This is a genomic window from Chroococcus sp. FPU101 (assembly GCF_017312365.1).
GTDB lineage: Bacteria > Cyanobacteriota > Cyanobacteriia > Cyanobacteriales > Microcystaceae > Chroococcus.
The window spans coordinates 209,444-229,843 of record NZ_BLJI01000001.1; the positions used below are offsets into that span (position 1 = coordinate 209,444).

Annotated in this window: 20 protein-coding genes and 1 pseudogene; 9 read left to right on the forward strand and 12 right to left on the reverse strand. The window is 39.5% G+C overall.

Going from position 1 to position 20,400, the window contains the following annotated elements:
• Positions 1-104 precede the first annotated feature (104 nt).
• The gene (locus CFPU101_RS00730; RefSeq protein WP_206813429.1) at positions 105-827 is read right to left on the reverse strand and encodes a cadmium resistance transporter; all 723 of its coding nucleotides are present in this window, start codon (positions 825-827) and stop codon (positions 105-107) included.
• 334 nt (positions 828-1,161) lie between these two features.
• Here CFPU101_RS00730 and CFPU101_RS00735 point away from each other — a divergent pair, with 334 nt between their 5' ends.
• Genes CFPU101_RS00735 through pstB form a run of 5 tightly spaced genes read left to right on the forward strand, consistent with a single transcriptional unit; the run spans position 1,162 to position 5,981 of the window.
• A complete protein-coding gene (locus tag CFPU101_RS00735) occupies positions 1,162-2,277 on the forward strand; it encodes a sulfate ABC transporter substrate-binding protein (protein ID WP_206813430.1) in 1,116 nt (371 codons plus the stop codon).
• 22 nt (positions 2,278-2,299) lie between these two features.
• Positions 2,300-3,280, forward strand: coding sequence for a PstS family phosphate ABC transporter substrate-binding protein (locus CFPU101_RS00740; RefSeq protein ID WP_206813431.1), 981 nt, complete (start codon positions 2,300-2,302; stop codon positions 3,278-3,280).
• Between the two features lie 15 nt (positions 3,281-3,295).
• Positions 3,296-4,243, forward strand: coding sequence for a phosphate ABC transporter permease subunit PstC (gene pstC, locus CFPU101_RS00745; RefSeq protein ID WP_206813738.1), 948 nt, complete (start codon positions 3,296-3,298; stop codon positions 4,241-4,243).
• 20 nt (positions 4,244-4,263) lie between these two features.
• Positions 4,264-5,154, forward strand: coding sequence for a phosphate ABC transporter permease PstA (gene pstA / locus CFPU101_RS00750; RefSeq protein ID WP_206813432.1), 891 nt, complete (start codon positions 4,264-4,266; stop codon positions 5,152-5,154).
• Positions 5,155-5,174: 20 nt separating this feature from the next.
• Entirely contained in the window at positions 5,175-5,981 is an 807-nt protein-coding gene (gene pstB, locus CFPU101_RS00755) for a phosphate ABC transporter ATP-binding protein PstB (protein WP_206813433.1), read from the forward strand.
• A 106-nt stretch (positions 5,982-6,087) separates the two neighbouring features.
• Here pstB and CFPU101_RS00760 read toward each other — a convergent pair whose 3' ends face one another.
• The 4 genes from CFPU101_RS00760 to CFPU101_RS00775 all read right to left on the reverse strand — a co-directional run bounded on the left by CFPU101_RS00760 (position 6,088) and on the right by CFPU101_RS00775 (position 9,589).
• The gene (locus tag CFPU101_RS00760; protein ID WP_206813434.1) at positions 6,088-7,047 is read right to left on the reverse strand and encodes a protochlorophyllide reductase; all 960 of its coding nucleotides are present in this window, start codon (positions 7,045-7,047) and stop codon (positions 6,088-6,090) included.
• Between the two features lie 139 nt (positions 7,048-7,186).
• On the reverse strand, positions 7,187-8,050 hold the full coding sequence (locus CFPU101_RS00765) for a hypothetical protein (RefSeq protein WP_206813435.1): 864 nt from the start codon (positions 8,048-8,050) through the stop codon (positions 7,187-7,189).
• Between the two features lie 32 nt (positions 8,051-8,082).
• Positions 8,083-8,676 carry a DUF1517 domain-containing protein gene (locus tag CFPU101_RS00770; protein WP_206813436.1) on the reverse strand — a complete coding sequence of 198 codons (594 nt, stop codon included), beginning with the start codon at positions 8,674-8,676 and terminating at the stop codon, positions 8,083-8,085.
• Between the two features lie 40 nt (positions 8,677-8,716).
• Complete coding sequence (locus tag CFPU101_RS00775) at positions 8,717-9,589, reverse strand: SDR family oxidoreductase (protein WP_206813437.1); 873 nt, start codon at positions 9,587-9,589, stop codon at positions 8,717-8,719.
• Positions 9,590-9,953: 364 nt separating this feature from the next.
• Between CFPU101_RS00775 and CFPU101_RS00780 the strand changes: the two genes are divergently transcribed.
• The gene (locus tag CFPU101_RS00780; protein ID WP_206813438.1) at positions 9,954-10,259 is read left to right on the forward strand and encodes an RNA-binding protein; all 306 of its coding nucleotides are present in this window, start codon (positions 9,954-9,956) and stop codon (positions 10,257-10,259) included.
• A 105-nt stretch (positions 10,260-10,364) separates the two neighbouring features.
• Here CFPU101_RS00780 and CFPU101_RS00785 read toward each other — a convergent pair whose 3' ends face one another.
• The 5 genes from CFPU101_RS00785 to purC form a co-directional block, all read right to left on the reverse strand.
• Positions 10,365-11,969 (reverse strand): B12-binding domain-containing radical SAM protein, encoded by a 1,605-nt coding sequence (locus CFPU101_RS00785; RefSeq protein ID WP_206813439.1) that lies wholly within the window; start codon positions 11,967-11,969, stop codon positions 10,365-10,367.
• Between the two features lie 101 nt (positions 11,970-12,070).
• Complete coding sequence (locus CFPU101_RS00790; protein ID WP_206813440.1) at positions 12,071-12,916, reverse strand: MBL fold metallo-hydrolase; 846 nt, start codon at positions 12,914-12,916, stop codon at positions 12,071-12,073.
• A gap of 90 nt (positions 12,917-13,006) precedes the next feature.
• A complete protein-coding gene (lpxC, locus tag CFPU101_RS00795; protein ID WP_374191917.1) occupies positions 13,007-13,828 on the reverse strand; it encodes a UDP-3-O-acyl-N-acetylglucosamine deacetylase in 822 nt (273 codons plus the stop codon).
• Positions 13,828-15,780 carry a BamA/TamA family outer membrane protein gene (locus CFPU101_RS00800; protein ID WP_374191920.1) on the reverse strand — a complete coding sequence of 651 codons (1,953 nt, stop codon included), beginning with the start codon at positions 15,778-15,780 and terminating at the stop codon, positions 13,828-13,830. The genes lpxC and CFPU101_RS00800 overlap by 1 nt, the downstream gene beginning before the upstream one ends.
• A gap of 452 nt (positions 15,781-16,232) precedes the next feature.
• The gene (gene purC / locus CFPU101_RS00805) at positions 16,233-16,967 is read right to left on the reverse strand and encodes a phosphoribosylaminoimidazolesuccinocarboxamide synthase (protein WP_277988717.1); all 735 of its coding nucleotides are present in this window, start codon (positions 16,965-16,967) and stop codon (positions 16,233-16,235) included.
• Positions 16,968-17,208: 241 nt separating this feature from the next.
• Here purC and CFPU101_RS00810 point away from each other — a divergent pair, with 241 nt between their 5' ends.
• Both CFPU101_RS00810 and CFPU101_RS00815 read left to right on the forward strand, forming a co-directional pair.
• A complete protein-coding gene (locus CFPU101_RS00810; protein ID WP_206813441.1) occupies positions 17,209-17,484 on the forward strand; it encodes a hypothetical protein in 276 nt (91 codons plus the stop codon).
• Between the two features lie 104 nt (positions 17,485-17,588).
• Entirely contained in the window at positions 17,589-18,614 is a 1,026-nt protein-coding gene (locus CFPU101_RS00815; protein WP_206813442.1) for an ABC transporter permease, read from the forward strand.
• Here the strand turns inward: CFPU101_RS00815 and CFPU101_RS00820 are convergent.
• Complete coding sequence (locus CFPU101_RS00820) at positions 18,611-19,396, reverse strand: response regulator transcription factor (RefSeq protein WP_206813443.1); 786 nt, start codon at positions 19,394-19,396, stop codon at positions 18,611-18,613. The genes CFPU101_RS00815 and CFPU101_RS00820 overlap by 4 nt on opposite strands.
• 290 nt (positions 19,397-19,686) lie before the next feature.
• Between CFPU101_RS00820 and CFPU101_RS00825 the strand changes: the two are divergent.
• Positions 19,687-19,940 (forward strand): annotated as a pseudogene (locus tag CFPU101_RS00825) (DUF6761 family protein).
• A gap of 67 nt (positions 19,941-20,007) precedes the next feature.
• On the opposite strand, the gene grxD reads toward CFPU101_RS00825, so the two are convergent.
• On the reverse strand, positions 20,008-20,331 hold the full coding sequence (gene grxD / locus CFPU101_RS00830; protein WP_206813444.1) for a Grx4 family monothiol glutaredoxin: 324 nt from the start codon (positions 20,329-20,331) through the stop codon (positions 20,008-20,010).
• Positions 20,332-20,400 lie beyond the last annotated feature (69 nt).

The window sequence follows — 20,400 nt, forward strand, 5'->3', positions numbered from 1 at the left end:
TACCTGTAATTTCTTACTTCTACTGTACTTCAGTCCTATTTATAAAAACAAATATTCTTTTTTCTAAAATCAATAAATTAAATTTATGGTTAATCCGAATACTGTTAATCTTGATTAGATTGTGTGGCTTGTTCGGTATTGCGAGAAAAAATGAGATAACTCATCAGACAAACGATGAGAATGATTAATCTAAAAATTGGGACTTCAAGCGTTTGATTTTCAGACAAAATCGAAATCCCTAAAGCAATTAGCACAAAAGGAATTAAATAAAAACCGTAACGGGCTAAGGTTTCGGCAACGATGGGAATATAGGATAAACGATACGCGACATAACACCAAACGCTCACTAAAGTTAAGAAAACACTTAGAATCACTGCTAAACTCTCCAAAGTACAACTAGCAAACAGAGAAACATAGATCCCGATATTGTCACCCCCATTGGCAAATGTCACAGCCGCTACACCACAAGTTTGAGGTGAAATATAATTTGTCAGTGATGAAAATGCAGAATCTTCTTCAATATTGATTGAATTTTCATCATCAGAATCTTCTTCATCTGAGGTTAGCCACTGACGCATTCCTAAAATAATTGGTGCTAGTCCCAGCATTCCGAGCCAAACTTGAGGTAATAACATTCCACCAAAAAAACCAGGTAAACTTACTAAAAGTAGTGCAATAAAGCCTAAATACTGACCTAACACAATATGACGACGACGAAACACACCATCAACTTGAGAGAAGAACAGTAACAGGATAAAAATGTCATCTATATTAGTAGCAATAAAAGCGGCAATGCCTGTCATAATAACTGTAAATAGATTGTGCATGACTGTATAAATGGTTAAATTTCCGTGAAAAAATCAATTAGTCAGCGTTTGTTAGAGTTGGCTATCTAAAGAAAAATTATTATTTGTTATTTTTCTTGGTTTTCGAGTATATTAATCAGTGAAAGTTAAATTATTGAAATTTTTGTTTTTTTCTTGACGACTTTATATTAAGCAATATTTGTCAATAAAATCAAATAGTCTTAATTGATGCAACGATAAATAAAATGAATGAAAAATATCAAGATAAAAAAAGATTTCTCCTTCATAATCTTCTATAATTTCGATATTTGTACGGTATGTCGATTGATAAACCGTAATATTGGATTTAACTTTCATGAGCAAGTCAAGCAACTCAGCAATTGAGCAGATATTAGTGAATCTTGTAAAAGCACAAAGTAGACTTAAACGCTTTTGGGGTAAGCATTTGAGGGTGAGTGTGGTTAGTTTATTTCTAGCCAGTGTTGTTTTAAGTGTCACGATCGCCTCTTGTGCAGGAAGTAATCTAGCCAACACGCCAGAAGTTAAACTGAGACTGGTTTCATACTCCGTCACAAAAGCGGCACACGATCAGATTATTCCTAAATTTGTCGAAAAGTGGCAGCAAGAACACCAACAAAAGGTCATTTTTGAGCAAAGTTATGGGGGATCAGGATCACAAGCGGCGGATGTGATTTCGGGTAAGCAAGAGGCGGATATTGTGCATCTAGCCTTACCGTTAGATGTCAAGAAAATTGAACAAGCGGGCTTGATTAATAAAGGTTGGAAAAACAAATCACCTCGTAATGGAGTGGTGACGCGTTCGGTAGCCGCGATCGTCACTCGTGAAGGCAACCCCAAAAAGATCAATACTTGGTCAGATCTCGCTAAAGACAATATCCAAATCATTGCCGCCAATCCGAAAACGTCTGGGATTGCGATTTGGGAATTTCTAGGGTTTTGGGGATCGATTACTCAAACAGGCGGCGATGACGCAACCGCTTTAGATTTTGTAACCAAAGTTTATCGGAATATCCCAACACTGACTAAAGATGCCCGTGAAGCGAGTGATGTATTTTTTCAACAACAGAAAGGAGATGCTTTGGTTAACTACGAAAATGAGGTCATTTTTGCCCAACAAAAAAACTTTCAGTTCCCTTATACAATCCCATCGATTAATATTTCCATCGATAATCCTGTCGCCTTAGTAGACACAAACGTAGACAAACACGGCACCAGAGAAGTCGCGCAAGCATTTGTCGATTTTCTTTACTCAGATGATGCTCAAAGAGAGTTTGCTAAGTTAGGTTTTCGTCCCGTTAGTCCTTTTCTTGCTGAAGACGTGGCAATACAGCACACTCCCATTACAACCTTATTTACCTCTCAAGATTTAGGAGGATGGGATCTGATTCAGAAAGAATTTTTGGATAGTGGTGCTATTTTTGACCAAATTTGGGCGAAAAGCAAAGTATAAATTCATTCACATTGAAAGCACTATGAAAAGTCGTTTCATTCTTACTTCAATCTTATTCATCACCTCTAGTCTAAGTGCTTGTAGTCGAGGTCAAGATCCTAAACAAGTTAGTATTGATGGTGCTGCGGTAGGGTTTCCAATTTCTCTAGCGGTTGCTGAAGAATATAAAAAACAGAATTCTGAAGCTGTCGTTAGTGTGGCTTCAAGTGGTACAGGTGGCGGTTTCAGTAAATTTTGTGCGGGAGACATCGATATTGTTGCGGCTTCTCGTACGATTAAAGATGAAGAAATCGAAAAATGCCAAAAAAAGGGGATTGAGTTTGTTGAACTTGCCATTGCTCTAGATGGAATTGCTGTAATTGTCAACAAGAAAAATGATTTTGTTCAATGTTTGACCATCGAAGAACTTGCTAAAATATGGCAAGCGAAATCTGAGGGTAAAATCCTAACTTGGCAGCAAATTAATCCTAAATTTCCTAATGAACCATTTAAGCTTTATGCGCCAGCTTCGGATACAGGAACTTTTGATTATTTTACTCAAGCTGTTACAGGTAAAGCAAAAAATGGACGAACTGACTATACACCCAGTCACAATCAAAATACTCTAGTCAAAGGAGTTCAAGGTGATGAATTCGCTATGGGTTATGTGGGGATCTCCTACTACATTCAAAATCAAGATAAGCTAAACATAGTAGCTGTTCAAAGTCCTACGGGTGAATGTATAAAGCCTGTTCCACTCGATAATATTGTCAAAAATACTTATAATCCTTTGGCTCGTCCTCTATTTATTTACGTCAGTAAAAAATCCTTGGATGCTAAACCTGCTGTTACAGAATTTGTCAATTTCTATCTAGCAAATTCTTGGAAATGGGTGGATAGCGTGGGTTATGTCGCCTTACCTGATGAAGCTTATATCAAAGTGAAAGAGAAATTTAAGACGGGTGAAACAGGAACGAAATTTAAAAAAGCGAAACCAGGCGAACCGATTACTAATTTTATTTAAGTTTGGATATTAATGATGCAAAGTTCTGAACCTCAAGATAATTTATATAGTTTTACCGAACAATTAGTCGATCTTGAAACGAAACCAGGGGAAGATATCAAAGACAAACTTGTAAGCGTTGTTTTATTTGCTTGTACTTTAGTGTCCCTGATTACAACATTTGGGATTGTAGGGATTATCTTTCAGGTCACTTTTGAGTTTTTTCAAGAAGTTTCTTTTGCGGATTTCTTTCTGGATACTAAATGGACTCCGTTATTTGCCCAAAGACATTTTGGAGTTTGGCCGTTAGTTAATGGTACATTGCTCACCACTGCGATCGCTATGGCAGTCGCAATTCCATTAGGACTATCATCAGCAATTTATCTTGGTGAATACGCCAAACCCAGAGTAGCGGCTTTTTTACGTCCTGCTGTCGAACTCCTAGCAGGGGTTCCCACCGTAGTTTATGGCTATTTTGCTCTTTTATTCGTCACTCCTTTTTTACGAAATATTTTTCCGTTAGAAGTTTTTAACGCCTTAAGTGCAGGATTGATGATGGGAATTATGATTACTCCCACCGTTGGCTCAATTAGCTTAGACTCAATTAGGGCGGTTCCGTCAGCCTTGCGGGAAGGGTCTTATGCTTTAGGAATGACTAAACTAGAAACTATCTTTAAAGTCGTTCTACCTGCTGCACTTTCAGGAATTATCGCCTCAATCATTCTAGGAATTTCGCGGGCGGTTGGTGAAACGATGACGGTAGTAATTGCTGCGGGACTACAACCGAGAATAACCCTCAACCCCTTTGAAGCGATCGCAACGATGACTGCATACATGGCGCAGATTTCAGGGGGGGATAGTCCACGCGGTAGCCTGAATTTTAAAACTTTATATGCCGTCGGGGCCGTTTTATTCGTGCTGACTTTGATCCTAAATCTGGTTAGTTATTGGATTGCTCGTCGCTTTAAAGAAAAATACGACTAAAATTTTCGTTTGGAATCATTATGACCATTAGTAATAGACAAAATTTAGATACTGCGGATAGATTTACTGACAACATCGAACAGCGAGAAAGAGTAGGCCAAATCTTTGAAAAACTATTTTTACTGGGCTTACTCACTGGGTTATTTGTCCTCGCTTTGCTTCTGTTTGACGTTTTACGAGTGGGATTAGGCCGATTTTTGACCCCTGGTTTTATTACAGAAACCCCCTCGCGTTTTCCTGAAGTCGGCGGAATTGCTCCTGCTTTGATTGGGAGTATGCTTTTAGGTATTATCGTTATCTTAACAGCAGTACCGATTGGTGTGGGAACGGCGATTTATCTCGAAGAATATGCCCCGAAAACTTGGTGGACATCGCTAATTGAAATTAATATCAGTAATCTCGCGGGTGTTCCTTCTATTGTCTATGGATTACTCGGTTTAAGTGTTTTTAACTATTTTCTCGGTTTCGGCCCGACTCTGATTTCAGGTGCTTTAACATTAGCCTTACTGTCTTTACCTGTGATTATTGTGACCTCTCGTGAGGCGATTCGCGCTGTTCCAGATTCCTTGAGACACGCGGCTTTTGGTTTAGGGGTTACTAAATGGAACACGATTAGACATCATGTTATCCCTTATGCTGTTCCAGGGATTCTGACAGGTGTTATTATTTCGGTTTCTCGTGCGATTGGGGATGCGGCTAGTTTGATTGTCGTCGGTGCGGTCAGTTTTCTCACTTTTAACCCTGGTTTATTTAATCGTTTTATGGCTTTACCGATTCAGATTTATAGCTATATTACCCGTCCCGAACCTGGTTTTGCTAATGCCGCAGCAGCAACCATTATCGTTTTGTTGCTTTTGATTTTGGCACTCAATGGAACTGCAATTTATATCCGACAACGTTTTTCACATTAAACTTACAAGGAGAACACACGATGACTCAACACGATCCTAAAAATTTACAAGATCGCGCTGTATTTACGCTTGAAGGGGTGAAGGTATACTATTCACAACTGTTAGCTCTTCAGGAAGTCTATCTAAAAATTCCCAAGAATCAAATTATTGCTTTTATCGGGCCGTCAGGATGTGGGAAAAGTACATTACTCCGTTGCTTTAATCGGATGAATGATCTAATTCCTGGTGCTAGGGTAGAGGGAAAACTGGTCTACCATGATCGCAATATTTACGATTCTAAGATCAATTCTGTTAAACTCCGAAAGCAAATCGGCATGGTTTTTCAAAGACCGAATCCTTTTCCAAAATCAATCTATGACAATATTGCTTATGCACCTGTAGCGAATGGGTATAAGGGTAATATCGATGAGTTAGTCGAAAGTTCTCTACGACGCGCTGCGATTTGGGATGAGGTTAAGGATAAACTAAAAGCTAAAGGAACAGCTTTATCGGGTGGACAACAGCAACGACTTTGTATAGCCAGGGCGATCGCTATGAAACCTGATGTACTATTAATGGATGAACCTTGTTCTGCGCTTGATCCAATTTCAACCCGTCAAGTTGAAGAACTTTGCTTAGAATTGAAGGAACACTATACGATTATTATGGTGACGCATAATATGCAGCAAGCGTCAAGAGTTTCTGATTGGACAGGATTTTTTAATACAGAAACGGACGATCATGGCAAACGACGCGGTAGATTAGTTGAGTTTAGCCCAACAGAAGAAATTTTTAAAGTTCCCAAGACTCAAGAAGCAGAAGCCTATATTAATGGACGTTTCGGTTGATAGAATGTAAATAAATCACAATAAAAGCAGAAAAAGCGGAATTCTTCTTAATTTTTCCAAACCCCCCTCAAATAGAACAGGAGAGGGGGAATCTTGTTTTTAGCACTTATGCTAGACCAACGAGTTTTTTACTCAAATCCCACACTAGGACTGCTTTTTCGTCATCACGGGCTTGCGGTGAGACGGCTTGCACAAAAGATTTACGACCTTTTTTCTGACGATTGCCCCAACTCCAATAAGCCCCAGATTGTTTATACTCAGGATCAGCAACAACTTGAGCAACTCGCTCTCCTGCTAATTCTTGGGAGACATAGCCACCTGTAATGTTTTTTTGGAACCAAGGGAAAAGCTTTTGGAATAAGGGGTAATGGTTACGGAAGAGGGGAGTATCAGCAACGCATCCTGGATAAAGAGAGGTAAAAGTAATTCCTGTAGATTCATGATAACGGCGATGGAGTTCGCGCATCGTCAAGACATTACACACTTTACTATCTTTATAGGCTTTAACGGATTCAAACTTTCTACCATCTGCCATCGAGACGGGGGCTTTAAATCCTTTGGCAAAGCCTTCTAAATTGCCCAAATCTGGACGCGGCGGAATCTTACCCCCCAATTCATCAGGATTATGAGTAACTGTACCTAAAATAATCATCCGACGATCAGGGTAAGTCGATTTTTTCATATCCTCTAGCATCATGTTACACAAGAGGAAATGACCTAAATGATTTGTTGCCATACTTAATTCATAACCTTCGGGACTCCGTAGCGGTTCTTTGAGTAAAGGCATATAAATCGCTGCATTACCGACTAAAGCCTCTAAAGAACGGCCAGAAGCGCGAAAATTCTGGACAAATCGGCGAACGCTGGCTAAATCGGCTAAATCAATTTGCATAATAGTGTAGCTGTCTTTTGGGATGCCGACTTCTTGCGCTGCTGCTTCAGTTTTTGCGATATTCCGACAAGCCATCACAACAAACCAACCTCTTTTAGCTAAGGCTTTTGCTGCATATAAACCAACTCCAGAAGAAGTACCTGTGATTACAACTGTTTTTTGATTCGATGCCATTTTCTTAAAACTTTGTTTATTGTCATTTGTTCTCTCTATATTCATGATCTCATAACAGGTTGGCCAGTAACTATAAAAAATCGAGGCTTGAAACCTCAAACCCCGATGATGATTTAATATTTAAACGATCACTTTATTTCTATCTGCGTCGAAAACTTCGAGTCGGCGCACGACGTACCCCAGGACTGGTACCAAAACCCGAACGAGGTCTAGTCGATGAAGAACCAGGGCCAGTTTTTAAACGACTGGTTCCATAACCTGAACCAGTAGATTTTGTTCCTGTTGAAGGTGCAGGCTGTCTAACAGTAGTAGAAGGCGTTCTTCTGAGACCTCCAGTGGTACGGAAGGTTTCACGATTTCTTACGGCAGCAGGAGGCGCGTTATAGGTTGTTCTGTAACGTTGTACAGCCCCATTATAGGTATTTCCGTAACCGCCAAAGCCTCTCAAACCACCTGGTTGATAAACAGGAGGTACATAGTATTGAGGTCTAAATAATAGACTACCAATGGCTTGACCCGCCAATGCACCTGCAAAGGGACTCCAGAAATTAGACTCTTGACGAACTACAACGGTTTCTGTTTGTCCAGTTTGTGGGTTTTCTCTGGTTTCGGTAACGTTGTGAATGTAGTCAATCTTAAAGTCTTCAGTCAAGTATAAGACTGGAGTATTATCTTTAACCTCTAAATAGGATTTTTCCCCTTGAGCAATTTGTTCCTCGGTTAAGCGGGCCATCTGTAGATTGCTGACTCGATATAGAGGAGGCGTGCCAGGGGGGGTATTGAGCAATGTTAGGCTATAGGTTCCGTCTGCATCATCATAGGATGCTTGCTGTAAGGGATAGCGTCCATCTGCGATCGCTGATGTATTATTAACAGCCGTAGGTGTAGTATTGGATGTTGGTTGTTGAGATTGAGTTACCTTAGATGAATTGGTTCCACAAGAAACAGTGGAAAAACACAAAGTCAGGGCCATCAAAAGGGCGGTGAATTGACGAAATATCATGGATCAGATTAAGATTTTTCTATGGTGTCAAGTTATAACGGAACTAATTCAGGAAAGTTCAGCAACAATTGATCATTGGTTAATTCATCCCCAAATTGTGCGGGTGAAAATTGAACCTGAATTGCTTCTAATCTACCTTGATAGTGTAAATTAATAATCGCTTTTAGTGCATCTTCTAGTACATCTCGATCCCCTAAACTGGTTTCTAAAGCTGAACTTTCACCTGTTGCCGCTATTGTGATCATAACAACTAAATTATGGGTAATGGGAATTGAAAAAGGTTCGTTTTCCCCTACTGGTCTACCGTAATTCGGTTCACTAAGATAGCGTTGCGCCGAATCGGTAAATAATTCTGTCACATAGTTTCCTGCGTCTTCCTCTTTCCACAAAACATCACCCTCATTAGATACAGAAAACCAGTAGAGGTTCATCTGAAGCAAATTTTGACAAATTTCAACTAAACCTTCTCCTAAGACCTGTAAATCGCCCTCTGCGTTGATCGCTTCTCTGCCTTTTTCATTGAGTAAGCCTAATAGTGGAGCAATTTCATCACCCGCTAGATGTATCATCACCCGACAAACCATATAGCGGGTTTTTCCAGACATTCGGTTAAGCCATGATGCCATACTTGATCCTATTTCTTGAAATGTTCTGTTTAGTTTAAGATTATCCGAGATAACGACGCAAGAAACTTTCTAAGGACTCTAGCTTAAAGTTATAGACGGTTTCTAAACGATTAATTTCGTCTGGAGTACAATAAAATTCATGGGCAAGTAGGGTTCTTAATGTTCCTAAAGAACGCTGTAATTGTGGATTGAATAAACCCAGTCCTGTTCGTAATCCATCAAAAACAAATAGAGGAGGATTAATAATAATGGGATCTTGGCTAAACAGATGAGCGAAAATCCGAGGAATATCTTCTCTATTAAGAATATCGGGCCCACCAACGGCAAAGATTTGATTTTTCGCGCCTTCAGTGGAGACAGAAGCGATCGCAATTCGGGCTAAGTCATCTGTACTAACGATTGATGAACGATGTTGAGGATCTCCAATTAAAAGATAAATTCCCGTATCTTTAAAACGTTCGGCTAAAGGGAGTAAGTTATTAGCAAAACCCGACGGTCTAAGAATCGTGTAAGATAAACCGCTATTAATTAGATATTTTTCTACTTCTCGTTTCGCCTTAAAGACAGGTGCATCAGAATAATTTCGCTCCACCCCTAAAACGGAGATGTAGACAAAATGCTTAACCCCATTCGCTAAAGCTTGATCGATTAATTCAATATTGGCTCGATAATCTAAAGCTTGTGTATCATTACCCGAACCATGTGCGCTAATGATATAATCAACGCCTTGACACGCTTTAGCAATATCTTTATCTTGTTTAAGATCGCCGATGAAAATTTCTGCACCACGATCCTCTAATTCATTGTAGCGAGAGAAAAGACGAACAAACGCCCGCACAGGAAGATTAGCCTCTCGTAACTGACGAACAATTCTGCGACCCAGTGAGCCAGTAGCCCCAGTAACTAGAAACATAACAAATCATTCTTTTATATCACTACTATTGTCGATCTTGTCTTTATATTAAGTTTTCTGAAAGTACGGATCATACACCCTTTCTCACCAAAAGTGCTTTGATAAGCTTCAATTAAATTCTGTTTAACATAATTGTTATTCTATGGTTTTCATTCTCCATTAAAACAATTGTTAAATAACGTGTCAGAGCCAATTTGATTAGATGTGATCTGACTTTTATGCTAAACTAGATGACGAGAATCAAGATTAGCGTTCAAGTTCGTTGTCCGTATTAACTCAATAGGTTTCGTAGATTTAGTATTGGTCAGCTTCTTTCCCCGATTTTGTCTCTCTATACATTTTGATTTGTTCAAGGTAAACAGTTATGTCTATTTTTGTAGGCAATCTCTCCTACGAGATTACTCAAGAAGATCTTGTTGATGTCTTTACTGAATACGGCAAGGTTCAACGAGTTCATATTCCTACTGACCGGGAAACTGGAAAGAAACGTGGTTTCGCTTTTGTAGAGATGGAAACTAAAGCCCAAGAAGCGGCGGCTATTGCTGCATTAGATGGTGCAGAATGGATGGGACGCGAATTAAAAGTTAATCAAGCTCGTGAAAGAGAAGATAGAGGCTCGTCATTTGGTGGCGGCGGCGGTGGCGGTAACCGCAGACAAAAACGTTTTTAAGCCAACTTTACGCTAGTCTAATTGTGGCTCTTGTCAACATTAATTAATTTAATCATTTATAGAAATGACTGGTTTAGTTTTCAATTAATCCAGTCTTTTTTATTTTTAAGATCTCACTTTTTGGGAATAAAAAGAAGCTGATTCATCGTCTTTTGTGCAATCAATTGTAAATTGTATTAAATGATGGCTCACTAAAGCAATATGAATTAAGGTTTGTATATTCCCTTTTTTTAGTGCAGGCCAAGCCATGTTCCAAAAGGTTTTACGATAATGACTAAATAGACCCACTCTAATGATTAGATTGCCTAGAATAGTTAAACCTTTAATAATATTTGCTCTAGAAGTTCGCGCTGGGCTATTAGGAACTTCAATCCGATTAGAAAACGTATGTACTGAATTATAAGCAAAACGTTCATATAGAAATTCGGGACTGTAAGCAGTGGTAATACATTTTTTCCACATAGCAACCACTTCTTCATATGGCATTAAAAATTTAATATTTGATTCTCGACCTTCATCACTAACAATTCGATCTTCTTTTTCTAAGCGTTCCCATAAAGCCGTTTTAGGTAGTGCATAGAGTAAATTAATCGTTAACATGGGAATTTGAGACACTCGAATAAATTCCAAAATATGATCAACGGTTTTCGGTGTGTCTGTATCAAAGCCTAAAATAATTCCAGAAACGACTTCTAAACCATAGCTATTTAAAATTTTCACGGCTTCTAAAATTGGCATACTTAAATTATGCTGTTTAGAAATGGCTTGTAAGGCTTCTGGTTCTGGTGTTTCTATTCCACAAAAAACCGTTCCAAAATACGCCTCTCTCATCATTTCTAATAATTTAGGACTTTGGGCTAAATTTAGGGTGGCTTCACAGGCAAATTGGACAGGATAGCCATTTTTTTTCTGCCATTCAATCAAATAGGGCAGCAATTCACTAATCGCTTTACGATTTCCAACAAAATTATCATCGACAAAATAAATCGCCCCAGGATTTCCTGATGCTAAGATGGCATCTAATTCCGCAATAATTTGCTGTGGGGTTTTCAGTCGTGGGTTTCGTCCATATAAAGTCGGAATATCGCAAAATTCACAGTTATAGGGGCAACCACTCGAAAACTGAATACTACCGATAAAATATTGACTTAAATTAATTAAATGATAAGCGGGTATGGGAAACTCATTAAGCGGTAATCTTTCTTTGGTTTGAAACTGAATTTGTTTTGTAGGTCGTTCTTTGTGTTCGTCTAAATATTGAACCAAATCATCGGTTGCATCGCCTAATTCGCCGATATGCAATAGATCAAAATCGGGATAATATTCAGGACAAGCTGAAACTGAAGGGCCACCAACAACCGTTATTTTACCCGCTTGATGGGCTAATTGATTAATTCGATTGATTTGGGGTCGTTGGATGTGCATACCACTAACAATTACGACATCTGCCCAAAGATAGTCTTTTGGTGATGCTGGAGTTATATTTTCATCAATCAAACGGATGTCCCATTCTTTCGGTAAATAGGCCGCAACGACCAAAATTCCTTGAGGTGGCATAAACGCTTTAACTCTACCCATCAGGGGGTAAGCATAATGAAATGTGCCAAAAGAGCGACTATATTTGGGGAAAACACAGAGAATACGGCGATGATTACGGGGAATGTAGCGTGTTTTGTTAGGGGTTATCTCTGCTAGATTAGCTGTTATCATGATCGGTTCTGGCTACTGAAGTGGTTTCTTTCTTAGATTAGAAGATTTTAGATATTTCTTTTAGTTTCCTAATTTTTTCTAAATTTTTGCAAATATTTTGTCTAGTGCGTAACAGCCACCTCAAAGGTATAGGTATCGCCATGATTAAGATATTTAACTTTATTTTCTAGTCCAGCTTCACGAACAGCATCTTTAAAATCTTCTAAAGGTGATCTGAAAACTTCATAATCGTTGTAGTGTATCGGAATTGCCACGTGAGGATTAATGATTTGCAGTGCTTCTATTCCCTGTTTATGATCCATTGTGACCAAAATGCCAAAAATTCTGGTGCCACCTAAATGAAATAATCCCACATCAATATGAGGATAACGTTTCGGAATTTCTTTTAATTGCTCAATGATTAAGGTATCTCCAGTGATGTATAGACAAAAGCGCGTTTGTCCTTTTTCTTGAAATTCTAGTATACTTCCCATCACTTCAGGCAGTGCAGTCGCTATGATAATTGGGCCGTGTCGTCCTGGCATAGACGTAATTTTTAAATTACTTTCTCCTTTATGAATACTGATACTTTCCCAAGTGTCTAACCCATAAAGAGATGTAAAACCTTGTTTATGAAGTGATTTAGTAGCGTGGTGTGTTGTCACAATTGGTAAAGTTTTATTGAGCTTTTCGGAGGCAATCTGATCAAAATGATCTCCGTGCATATGGGAAAGTACGACTAAATCTAAGGGTGGTAAATCTTCTATTTCAATGGCGGGATTTGTTAGACGACGAGAAGTCATACCATGACCTAAATGAGCATGATCCCCCTGATGCAGGAAATTCGGGTCAGTTAAAATGGTAAAACCAGCATAGCGTAGAATAATTGTGGCAGTGCCAACGAAAAAAATCGAGCCATTTCTAAATTCAGCAGGGCTATCACTCGCAGATAAGATTAATTCTTTCATGACTAGACAACAATAGATGTAGACAGCGATATCGTTATTGTTGCAATCACTCGTCTGAATTACATCTAACTTTGAGGATAAGTTAAAAAATTACAGTGTTTGTTCTTGAATGGCTTTAGCTAATTTTAGATGTAAATGATGACTGGCTTTGTAAGCGATATAATGCGCTTGAGGAATTGTTCTGAGTAAACTTAGATCTCCAATTAGATCGAGTAATTTGTGTCTAGCGGGTTCATTCTCAAATCTAAGAGGAGGATTGAGCCAGCCTTGATCATCGCAGACTAAAGCATTTTCTAAACTACCTCCTTTAATTAAACCCACTTGTTGTAGATGTTCAATTTGATCCGCAAAACCAAACGTTCTAGCAGGTGCGATCGCATCAACAAACTTTTCTAAACTTGGATTCCAGCTATACCATTGTTTCCCAATTGCCGAATAGGAAAAATCAATGCCATAGGTAAAACGAAGTTCAGAAGAAGGAATAGCCGCGACAAATAGATCTTGATCATAAATCCAAATCGGAGAACAAATTGGATCAGCGTTTTTAAAGTCTGACACCATTCCCGCTTGCTGTAAAGCTTCTGTCCAAAGTTTAGCACTGCCATCGAGTAGCGGAACTTCACCCCCATTAATTTCGATGCGAGCATCTGTAACACCACATCCCGTTAAAGCAGCAAGGAGATGTTCAACAGTTCTTACTTTGGCTTCTCCTGCAACTAATTCAGTAGAAAGCGTCGTTTGACCAACCGATGAGACTTGCGCTTTGATGATGGGTTGAGAGGGTAAATCAACCCTTACAAAATAACGCCCCTCTCCAGTATTAGCCCGATGGATGGTAACTTGGGTCATTTCGCCAGAATGTAGACCCACGCCTGAAAGAGTAACCGATTGAGTCATTGTACTATTAATCATTAGAAACGTTCTCCGATTGCAAAGTGTATTCGAGAATCCCCTTGATCATTAAAACCATAATCGACTCGAATCGAACCTACAGGAGATTGAACCCTAACTCCTAAACCATAACCGAAACCACTTCCTGGGAGATCACGAATTCCATTTGGATTACCGCGAACACTGTTACCTGTTCCCAAATTAGTCGCCGCATCAAAAAATAAGGCTCCACCAACGATCGAAATAATAGGAAAACGATACTCAGCCGTAAATTGAGCATATGAACTACCGCTTCCTAATTCCCCTTCTGCATAGCCTCTAACGGAGTTACTGCCACCAATAACAAACGCTTCATAGGGAGGAAAACCACCAATTACGGTACCGCCTTGTACGTTAAAAGCTAGAGTTTGTGGCCCTTTCATAAAATCAAAGGTCAGGATTCTCACTGGAATATAGTAGCTATAACTAGCACGAATTCGATTGTAAAAAATTGAACTAATCCCGATACTCTGTTCGGCACCGAGACGCAATAAAGAACCACTCGTCGGCTGTGTGGGATTATCACGAAAGTCGCGGGTTGCACCAAACGTCAGTAAAACGATGTCATCGATCCCACTATCATTGTACGCCAGCCTAATTCTATTATCTTGTTCACGAGCGCGAGGGGAGATCTCTCCATCGGCGTTTTTCACCTCAACGTGTTGATACAAGAGTCCTGCTGAGAGTGTCCAATCTGGCTTGGTATAGACGTTTTTAGCCAAGGGACGAACAAAGGTAATCCCCCCCCCTGTCCGAACAATTCTGGGGCTATCGTTGCCATTTTCGGTACGAATGTTGGTATCTTCACCGTCGTATACCAATGAGATCGAACGACGACGGAAAGCATTAACGGTGTAGGAGGTGCGATAGGGGTCAGTTGCGATCCAAGGATCGGTAAAACTAACATCAAATAATAATTCTCGTTGACCAACCTGCAATTCTGCTCCGAGGGTATGGTTATTCCCACCGAGGTTTTGCTGTTGATAACTCACACTACCGAATAAACCACTATTGGAGCTAAAACCTGCCCCTGCTGCGATCGATCCTGTACGCCCTTCAACTGTATCCACATTAACAACGACTTGCCCTGGTTCTGTTCCTTGATCAAATGACAAGCGGACATCCTCAAAGATACCGAGTCCGAACACACGCTGTAAATCTCTTTGAGCGGTATTTCGATTAAAAACGTTCCCCGGTTTTAACTCCATTTCGCGGGTAATAATAAAATCTCTCGTACGACCGTCAACGGATTCTTCTTCTTTGGTAAAAAATCTCACCCGAATATCTTCGATGTATCCTTCCGCAATTACTAAAATTAGGGTGCCATCTTCAGCAATTTGAGGCGCACCAACCACTTGAGCGAGATCATAGCCATTTTTACTGTACCATTCATTAATCTGTCTAACGCTTTCTTGCACGTCTCTAAGATTGAGAATTTGACCGTATTGCTCTTGAAAAATTTCTGTAACAACGGTATCGGGTAAGACTTGTTGTCCTTGAATATCAGGTGTTGTATCAATTGTTACCTTTTGTAAAACTGGATTAGGTTGAACAACAAAAGCAACCCGAACACCTAGCGGGGTGTCTTCTGGTGAGACATCAACTTTGGCAAAATATCCCGTTGCATAAATAGCGTTAACATCTTCTTGAAGTTGCGCTCGCGTTGCACTTCGACCTGGTCGCGTCCTAATAGTATTGTAAATTAGATCTTCTAGTTCAGGGTTGGCACCAGTAACAACAACTTCTGAGATTAAAACCCTAGGTTCTTCTTCGGGTGGTGTTTCGGTCGTATCAGGAGTCTGAGGAGGTGTTGGCGTTTCAATTGTTGGTGGGGTAGTAGGCTGTTCTGGAGTCTGAGGGGGTGTTGTTGGCGTTTCGATTGTTGGTGGAGTAGTAGGTTGTTCTGGAGTTTGAGGAGTTGTTGGCGTTTCGATTGTTGGTGGGGTCGTGGGTTGTTCGCTTGGGGGTAGCTCGAAGGGAGTAAGCTGTAATGAGGGATCTGACGGTAACTCTACAGGTGAGGATGGGTCAGTCGCAGGTTGTGGCGTTTGGGCTAAATTGGCTTCTTTTTGGACTTCTTGAACTAAAGGAAACTTTTCTGCTGTTTCTAAGTCTAGTTCTGGTTTAATTTCTCCATTTGACTCTAGCTCATGGGTAGAAATAGGAGTTATTTCTGGGATCGTGGTCTCTGCTTTGACTGATGGAGCAATATTCCACGCTGTTATGGTTACTAGCGTACAAACTAATAAAGAAAACGGTTGATTGTTTTTTAGCACTTCCACACCCAAAATTGATCACTGAATGACTAGAGTCAACAGGCTGTCAAATCAGTATTTAGTGACTTGACCACTTGCTGATTGTTCCATGTTTGATAAGAGTAAGATTATTATTGCAATTTGGCAATCTGCGTTAAGACGCGCTGTTGGACATTTTGATAAGCGTCTTCAATTTTACCTAAATCTCGTCTAAAACGATCTTTATCCAAAATTCTAGCTTGAGGATCGGTTTCGTTATTATCCCACAGGCGGCACGTATCGGGGCTAATTTCATCCGCCAGACGGATTTTTTGTTCATGATCTAGACCAAATTCTAGTTTAAAATCCACTAAGGTAATGTCACACTTTTTAAAAAAATCAATGAGATGTTGATTGATTAAAAGGGCGAGTTGTTGAAGTTGTTCGAGTTGTTCGGGTGTTGCTACTTCTAGGAGAAGAATACGATCGCGGGTCAGAAGTGGGTCACCTAATGCGTCATCTTTGAGATAAAATTCAACGAGAGGAAAGGGTAAAATAGTTCCTTCAGTAAGTCCTGTTTGTTTACATAGACTCCCTGCGGCGATATTGCGTACCACAACTTCTAATGGTAGGATCTTGACAGCGTGGACAAGCATTTGATTAGGGGATGGCTGCTCGATGTAATGAGTCGGAATCCCTAGTGATTCTAGCCATTGAAAGAGTGATGAGGCGATCGTACAATTAATCTCTCCTTTTCCTGGGATTTGTCCTCTTTTTTGAGCGTTAAATGCAGTAGCATCATCTTTGTAATGCGTTAAATAAATTTCTGGATCATCCGTTGGATAGATAATTTTAGCTTTTCCTTCGTAAAGTTTTTCCCTTATCATAATGGCTATAGTATCTTGTTTGATTGATGATAGTTTCAGCTTATCTTAGATTGGAAACGATTGTAGAGTCGAGTTTGTACCAGATTAGAAATTGTCATTATCATTTGATTTTCAAGGAATCATTATTTTTTTCGCTGTTTAAACTTTCAATTTATTGATATTTATAGGACAATAAAAGGTAATGCTGATTGTTAAAAGCGAGGAAAGAGCAAGCAAATATCTTATATATTGAGGTTTTTTTATGCCGACTAATGATGACAAAGATAACTTTTTTTATCCTCGCAGTTCCTATCATGGGGAATTTAAGCCAGAGAATTTGGTGTTTAATGCTAATTTACAAGAATTTGCTCAAAAAGTTAGTTATTTGTGCAATTTAGAAACGGCTGGTAAAATCAAACCAGGCGAAGCCTATCGACAAATTAAAGACTTGTGGAAGCAGCTTAAAAATAGCAAAAAAGCTTTAGGAATTGATGAAAAGCCGCTTGATTCCAATCCAGATTCAAATGATAATGAATAAAAAATCCTGTTTTTTTTTTTATATTTAATAAAAATTAAATAAGCAACTTTTTTCATTAAATTCTCGTCGGCTCTTTACTGATGACTGGTCACTGATTACTGAATATGTCTCGTCTAAAAGCCTTACAATCCTACATTGCGGTACGCTTATTGTTAGCTCCTCTGATGTTGTGGACAATTGTTACCGTTGTTTTTCTACTCCTGAGAGCGACTCCAGGGGATGCGAGCGACGCAATTTTAGGTAATCGTGCGCCAGAAAGTGCTAAAGCCGCATTAAGAGAACAATTAGGACTCAATCAACCGCTATGGTTACAGTATGTCAATTATTTGGGTCAATTACTGCGCTTTGATTTGGGTGCATCCATTACCCGTAAAGGGGTAACAGTTTGGCAAATTATCCAACAACATTTTCCTGCAACCGTCGAGTTAACTTTTTTTGGAATGCTGATTGCTGTTATTGTGGGAGTCAGTTTAGGAGTTTATTCTGCCTCGCGCCCAGGGACGGTGTTTGATGCAGGGGGTCGTTTATTTGGTCTTATTACCTATTCTTTGCCGATATTTTGGGTAGGCATGATACTACAGTTGATTTTTGCTGTACAATTGCGCTGGTTTCCCCTGGGTACTCGTTTTCCCCTGAATGAGTCACCACCGCCTTTGGTAACGGGTTTGTATACAATTGATAGTCTTTTAACGGGACAGTTTGGGCATTTTTTGACCACTTTATATTATCTGGCTCTACCGAGTTTAACCCTCGGCATCCTTTTAAGTGGAATTTTTGAACGAATGGTTAGAATTAATCTCAAACAAACTCTAAAAGCAGATTATGTCGAGGCGGCCCGTGCAAGAGGTATTCCAGAACAACGAATTTTGATGGCCCACGCCCTCAAAAATGCTCTGATACCTGTGATTACGGTTTTGGGTTTAACGTTTGCCTCTTTATTAGGGGGGGCGGTTCTGACAGAAGTGACTTTCTCTTGGCCTGGTTTAGGAAATCGTCTGTATGAGGCTATTTCTCAGCGAGATTATCCAACGGTACAAGGGTTAATGGCTTTTTTTGCGATGATTGTCGTTTTAAGTAGCCTACTGATTGATATCATTAATGCGTATATCGACCCGAGAATTCGTTATTAACGTTTCATTGACTGGGCGGCTATTTTGGTTGAATGATGACCATTGCTGACGAGTGGATTAATGACAGATGGTGCTACAGTGGGTGTCGAAATCTCTTGTAAGGCCTCAAGATTAAAACGATAGCCAACGTTACGGACGGTTTGAATTAAACTCGGCTGTCTGGGGTCTGTTTCAACTTTTTTACGAAGGGATAGTACGTGTGTATCAATTGTACGCGGGTTATCGATGGCATCAGGCCAAGCACGACGCAATAATTCAGAACGAGTTAGAGCATTTCCTTCGGCTTGCGCTAAGACATAGAGTAGGCTAAATTCTTGGGGAGTAAGTTCGATATATTCCCCTTTAAATTGTACACGTCGTTGTGCTAAATCGATTTTGAGTTCTCCATAGTCGAGATAGAGAGGGACTGATGACATTCTAAGTCGCCTAATTAATGCTTCGACTCTAGCCATAAATTCTTGCATCCCAAACGGTTTTTTGAGATAGTCATCGGCACCCGCTTTTAAGCCGTCTACTACGTCTTTTTCTCCGTTGCGGGCTGATAAAATGAGAATTAAAGATTGTCTTTGTTCTGCTAAAGTGCGACAGAGTTCTATCCCGTCACCATCGGGTAAATCAGAATCAATAATTACTAGAGTGGGTTGACGATGTGCTAATGCGTGTCTAGCTTGCTGTAAATTAGCACATTGCTGCACGATATAGCCAGCTTGTTGTAGATGCCATGCTAAAAGCGATCGCAAGTGTGGATTCCCTTCAATAATTGAAATATGTACTAATCCCACCTTTGTTGTTCCTATAAGAGCGATACACACTGACAGGCTATCAAAGGCATTGTCAAGGTGTTGTAACATTCGCTACTGAGATTTCAAGTCGTCTTAAAAAAAGCTCTTAGATTATGCTATTTTTTCATGAATTACTCTACGACCCTCTTTTTGCCGAAAGAGATGGGTAAAATAAAAATAAGACTGTTCAGTGTTTACACATACAATTGCGTTAATTCCGTGTAATTACGCCTTGCTTGTTACTTTTCATCTGCTTACTCATCCATTCTATAAATCGTTAGTTACTCTCCATGCTCCAAGATACTCTTACTATCCGTTATTATCAAAGACTCACCGATGATCTGGTGGATTTGTGGGAACGCGGTTACCGTTTCATTATATGCGACTTTATGTCGATGGTTATATATCTTGTTTGCGTGATAATAACCTAGTCGAAGCCTATTTAATTCACCGTCTAGAAGAGGAAGTTTTTCGGTTTTTGCGAGATCCTTCCAATTTTGAGTTAGCGATTCCTCAAACTCAAGTAGAACGCGATTACTACTAATTTAATTTATGTTGTCTTTTATTTTGGGTAGGTTAACTATACCTACCCTTGGATGACTGGGTAATTGTTATGATGCCAAGGCGACTTCTACGATTTGCTGTAATTCACCACTTTGATACAGTTCGATTAAAATGTCTGAACCACCGACAAATTCGCCATTAATATACACTTGAGGAATGGTTGGCCAGTTAGAATATTCTTTAATACCTTGACGGATCTCGTAGTCTTGTAAAATATCTACAGTTTCATAGGGGACACCCAATGTGTTTAATATTTGCACAACATTATTAGAAAAACCACATTGAGGCATTAATTTAGAGCCTTTCATGAAAACCAAAACTTTATTGTCGTTCACTAATTGCTCAATTTTTTGCTGAATTTCGGGATTCATAGATTTTTTTACACGAATTAACGACTAAATCAAATGAGTAGTTACAGAACTTAAGATTTTTCTATTATA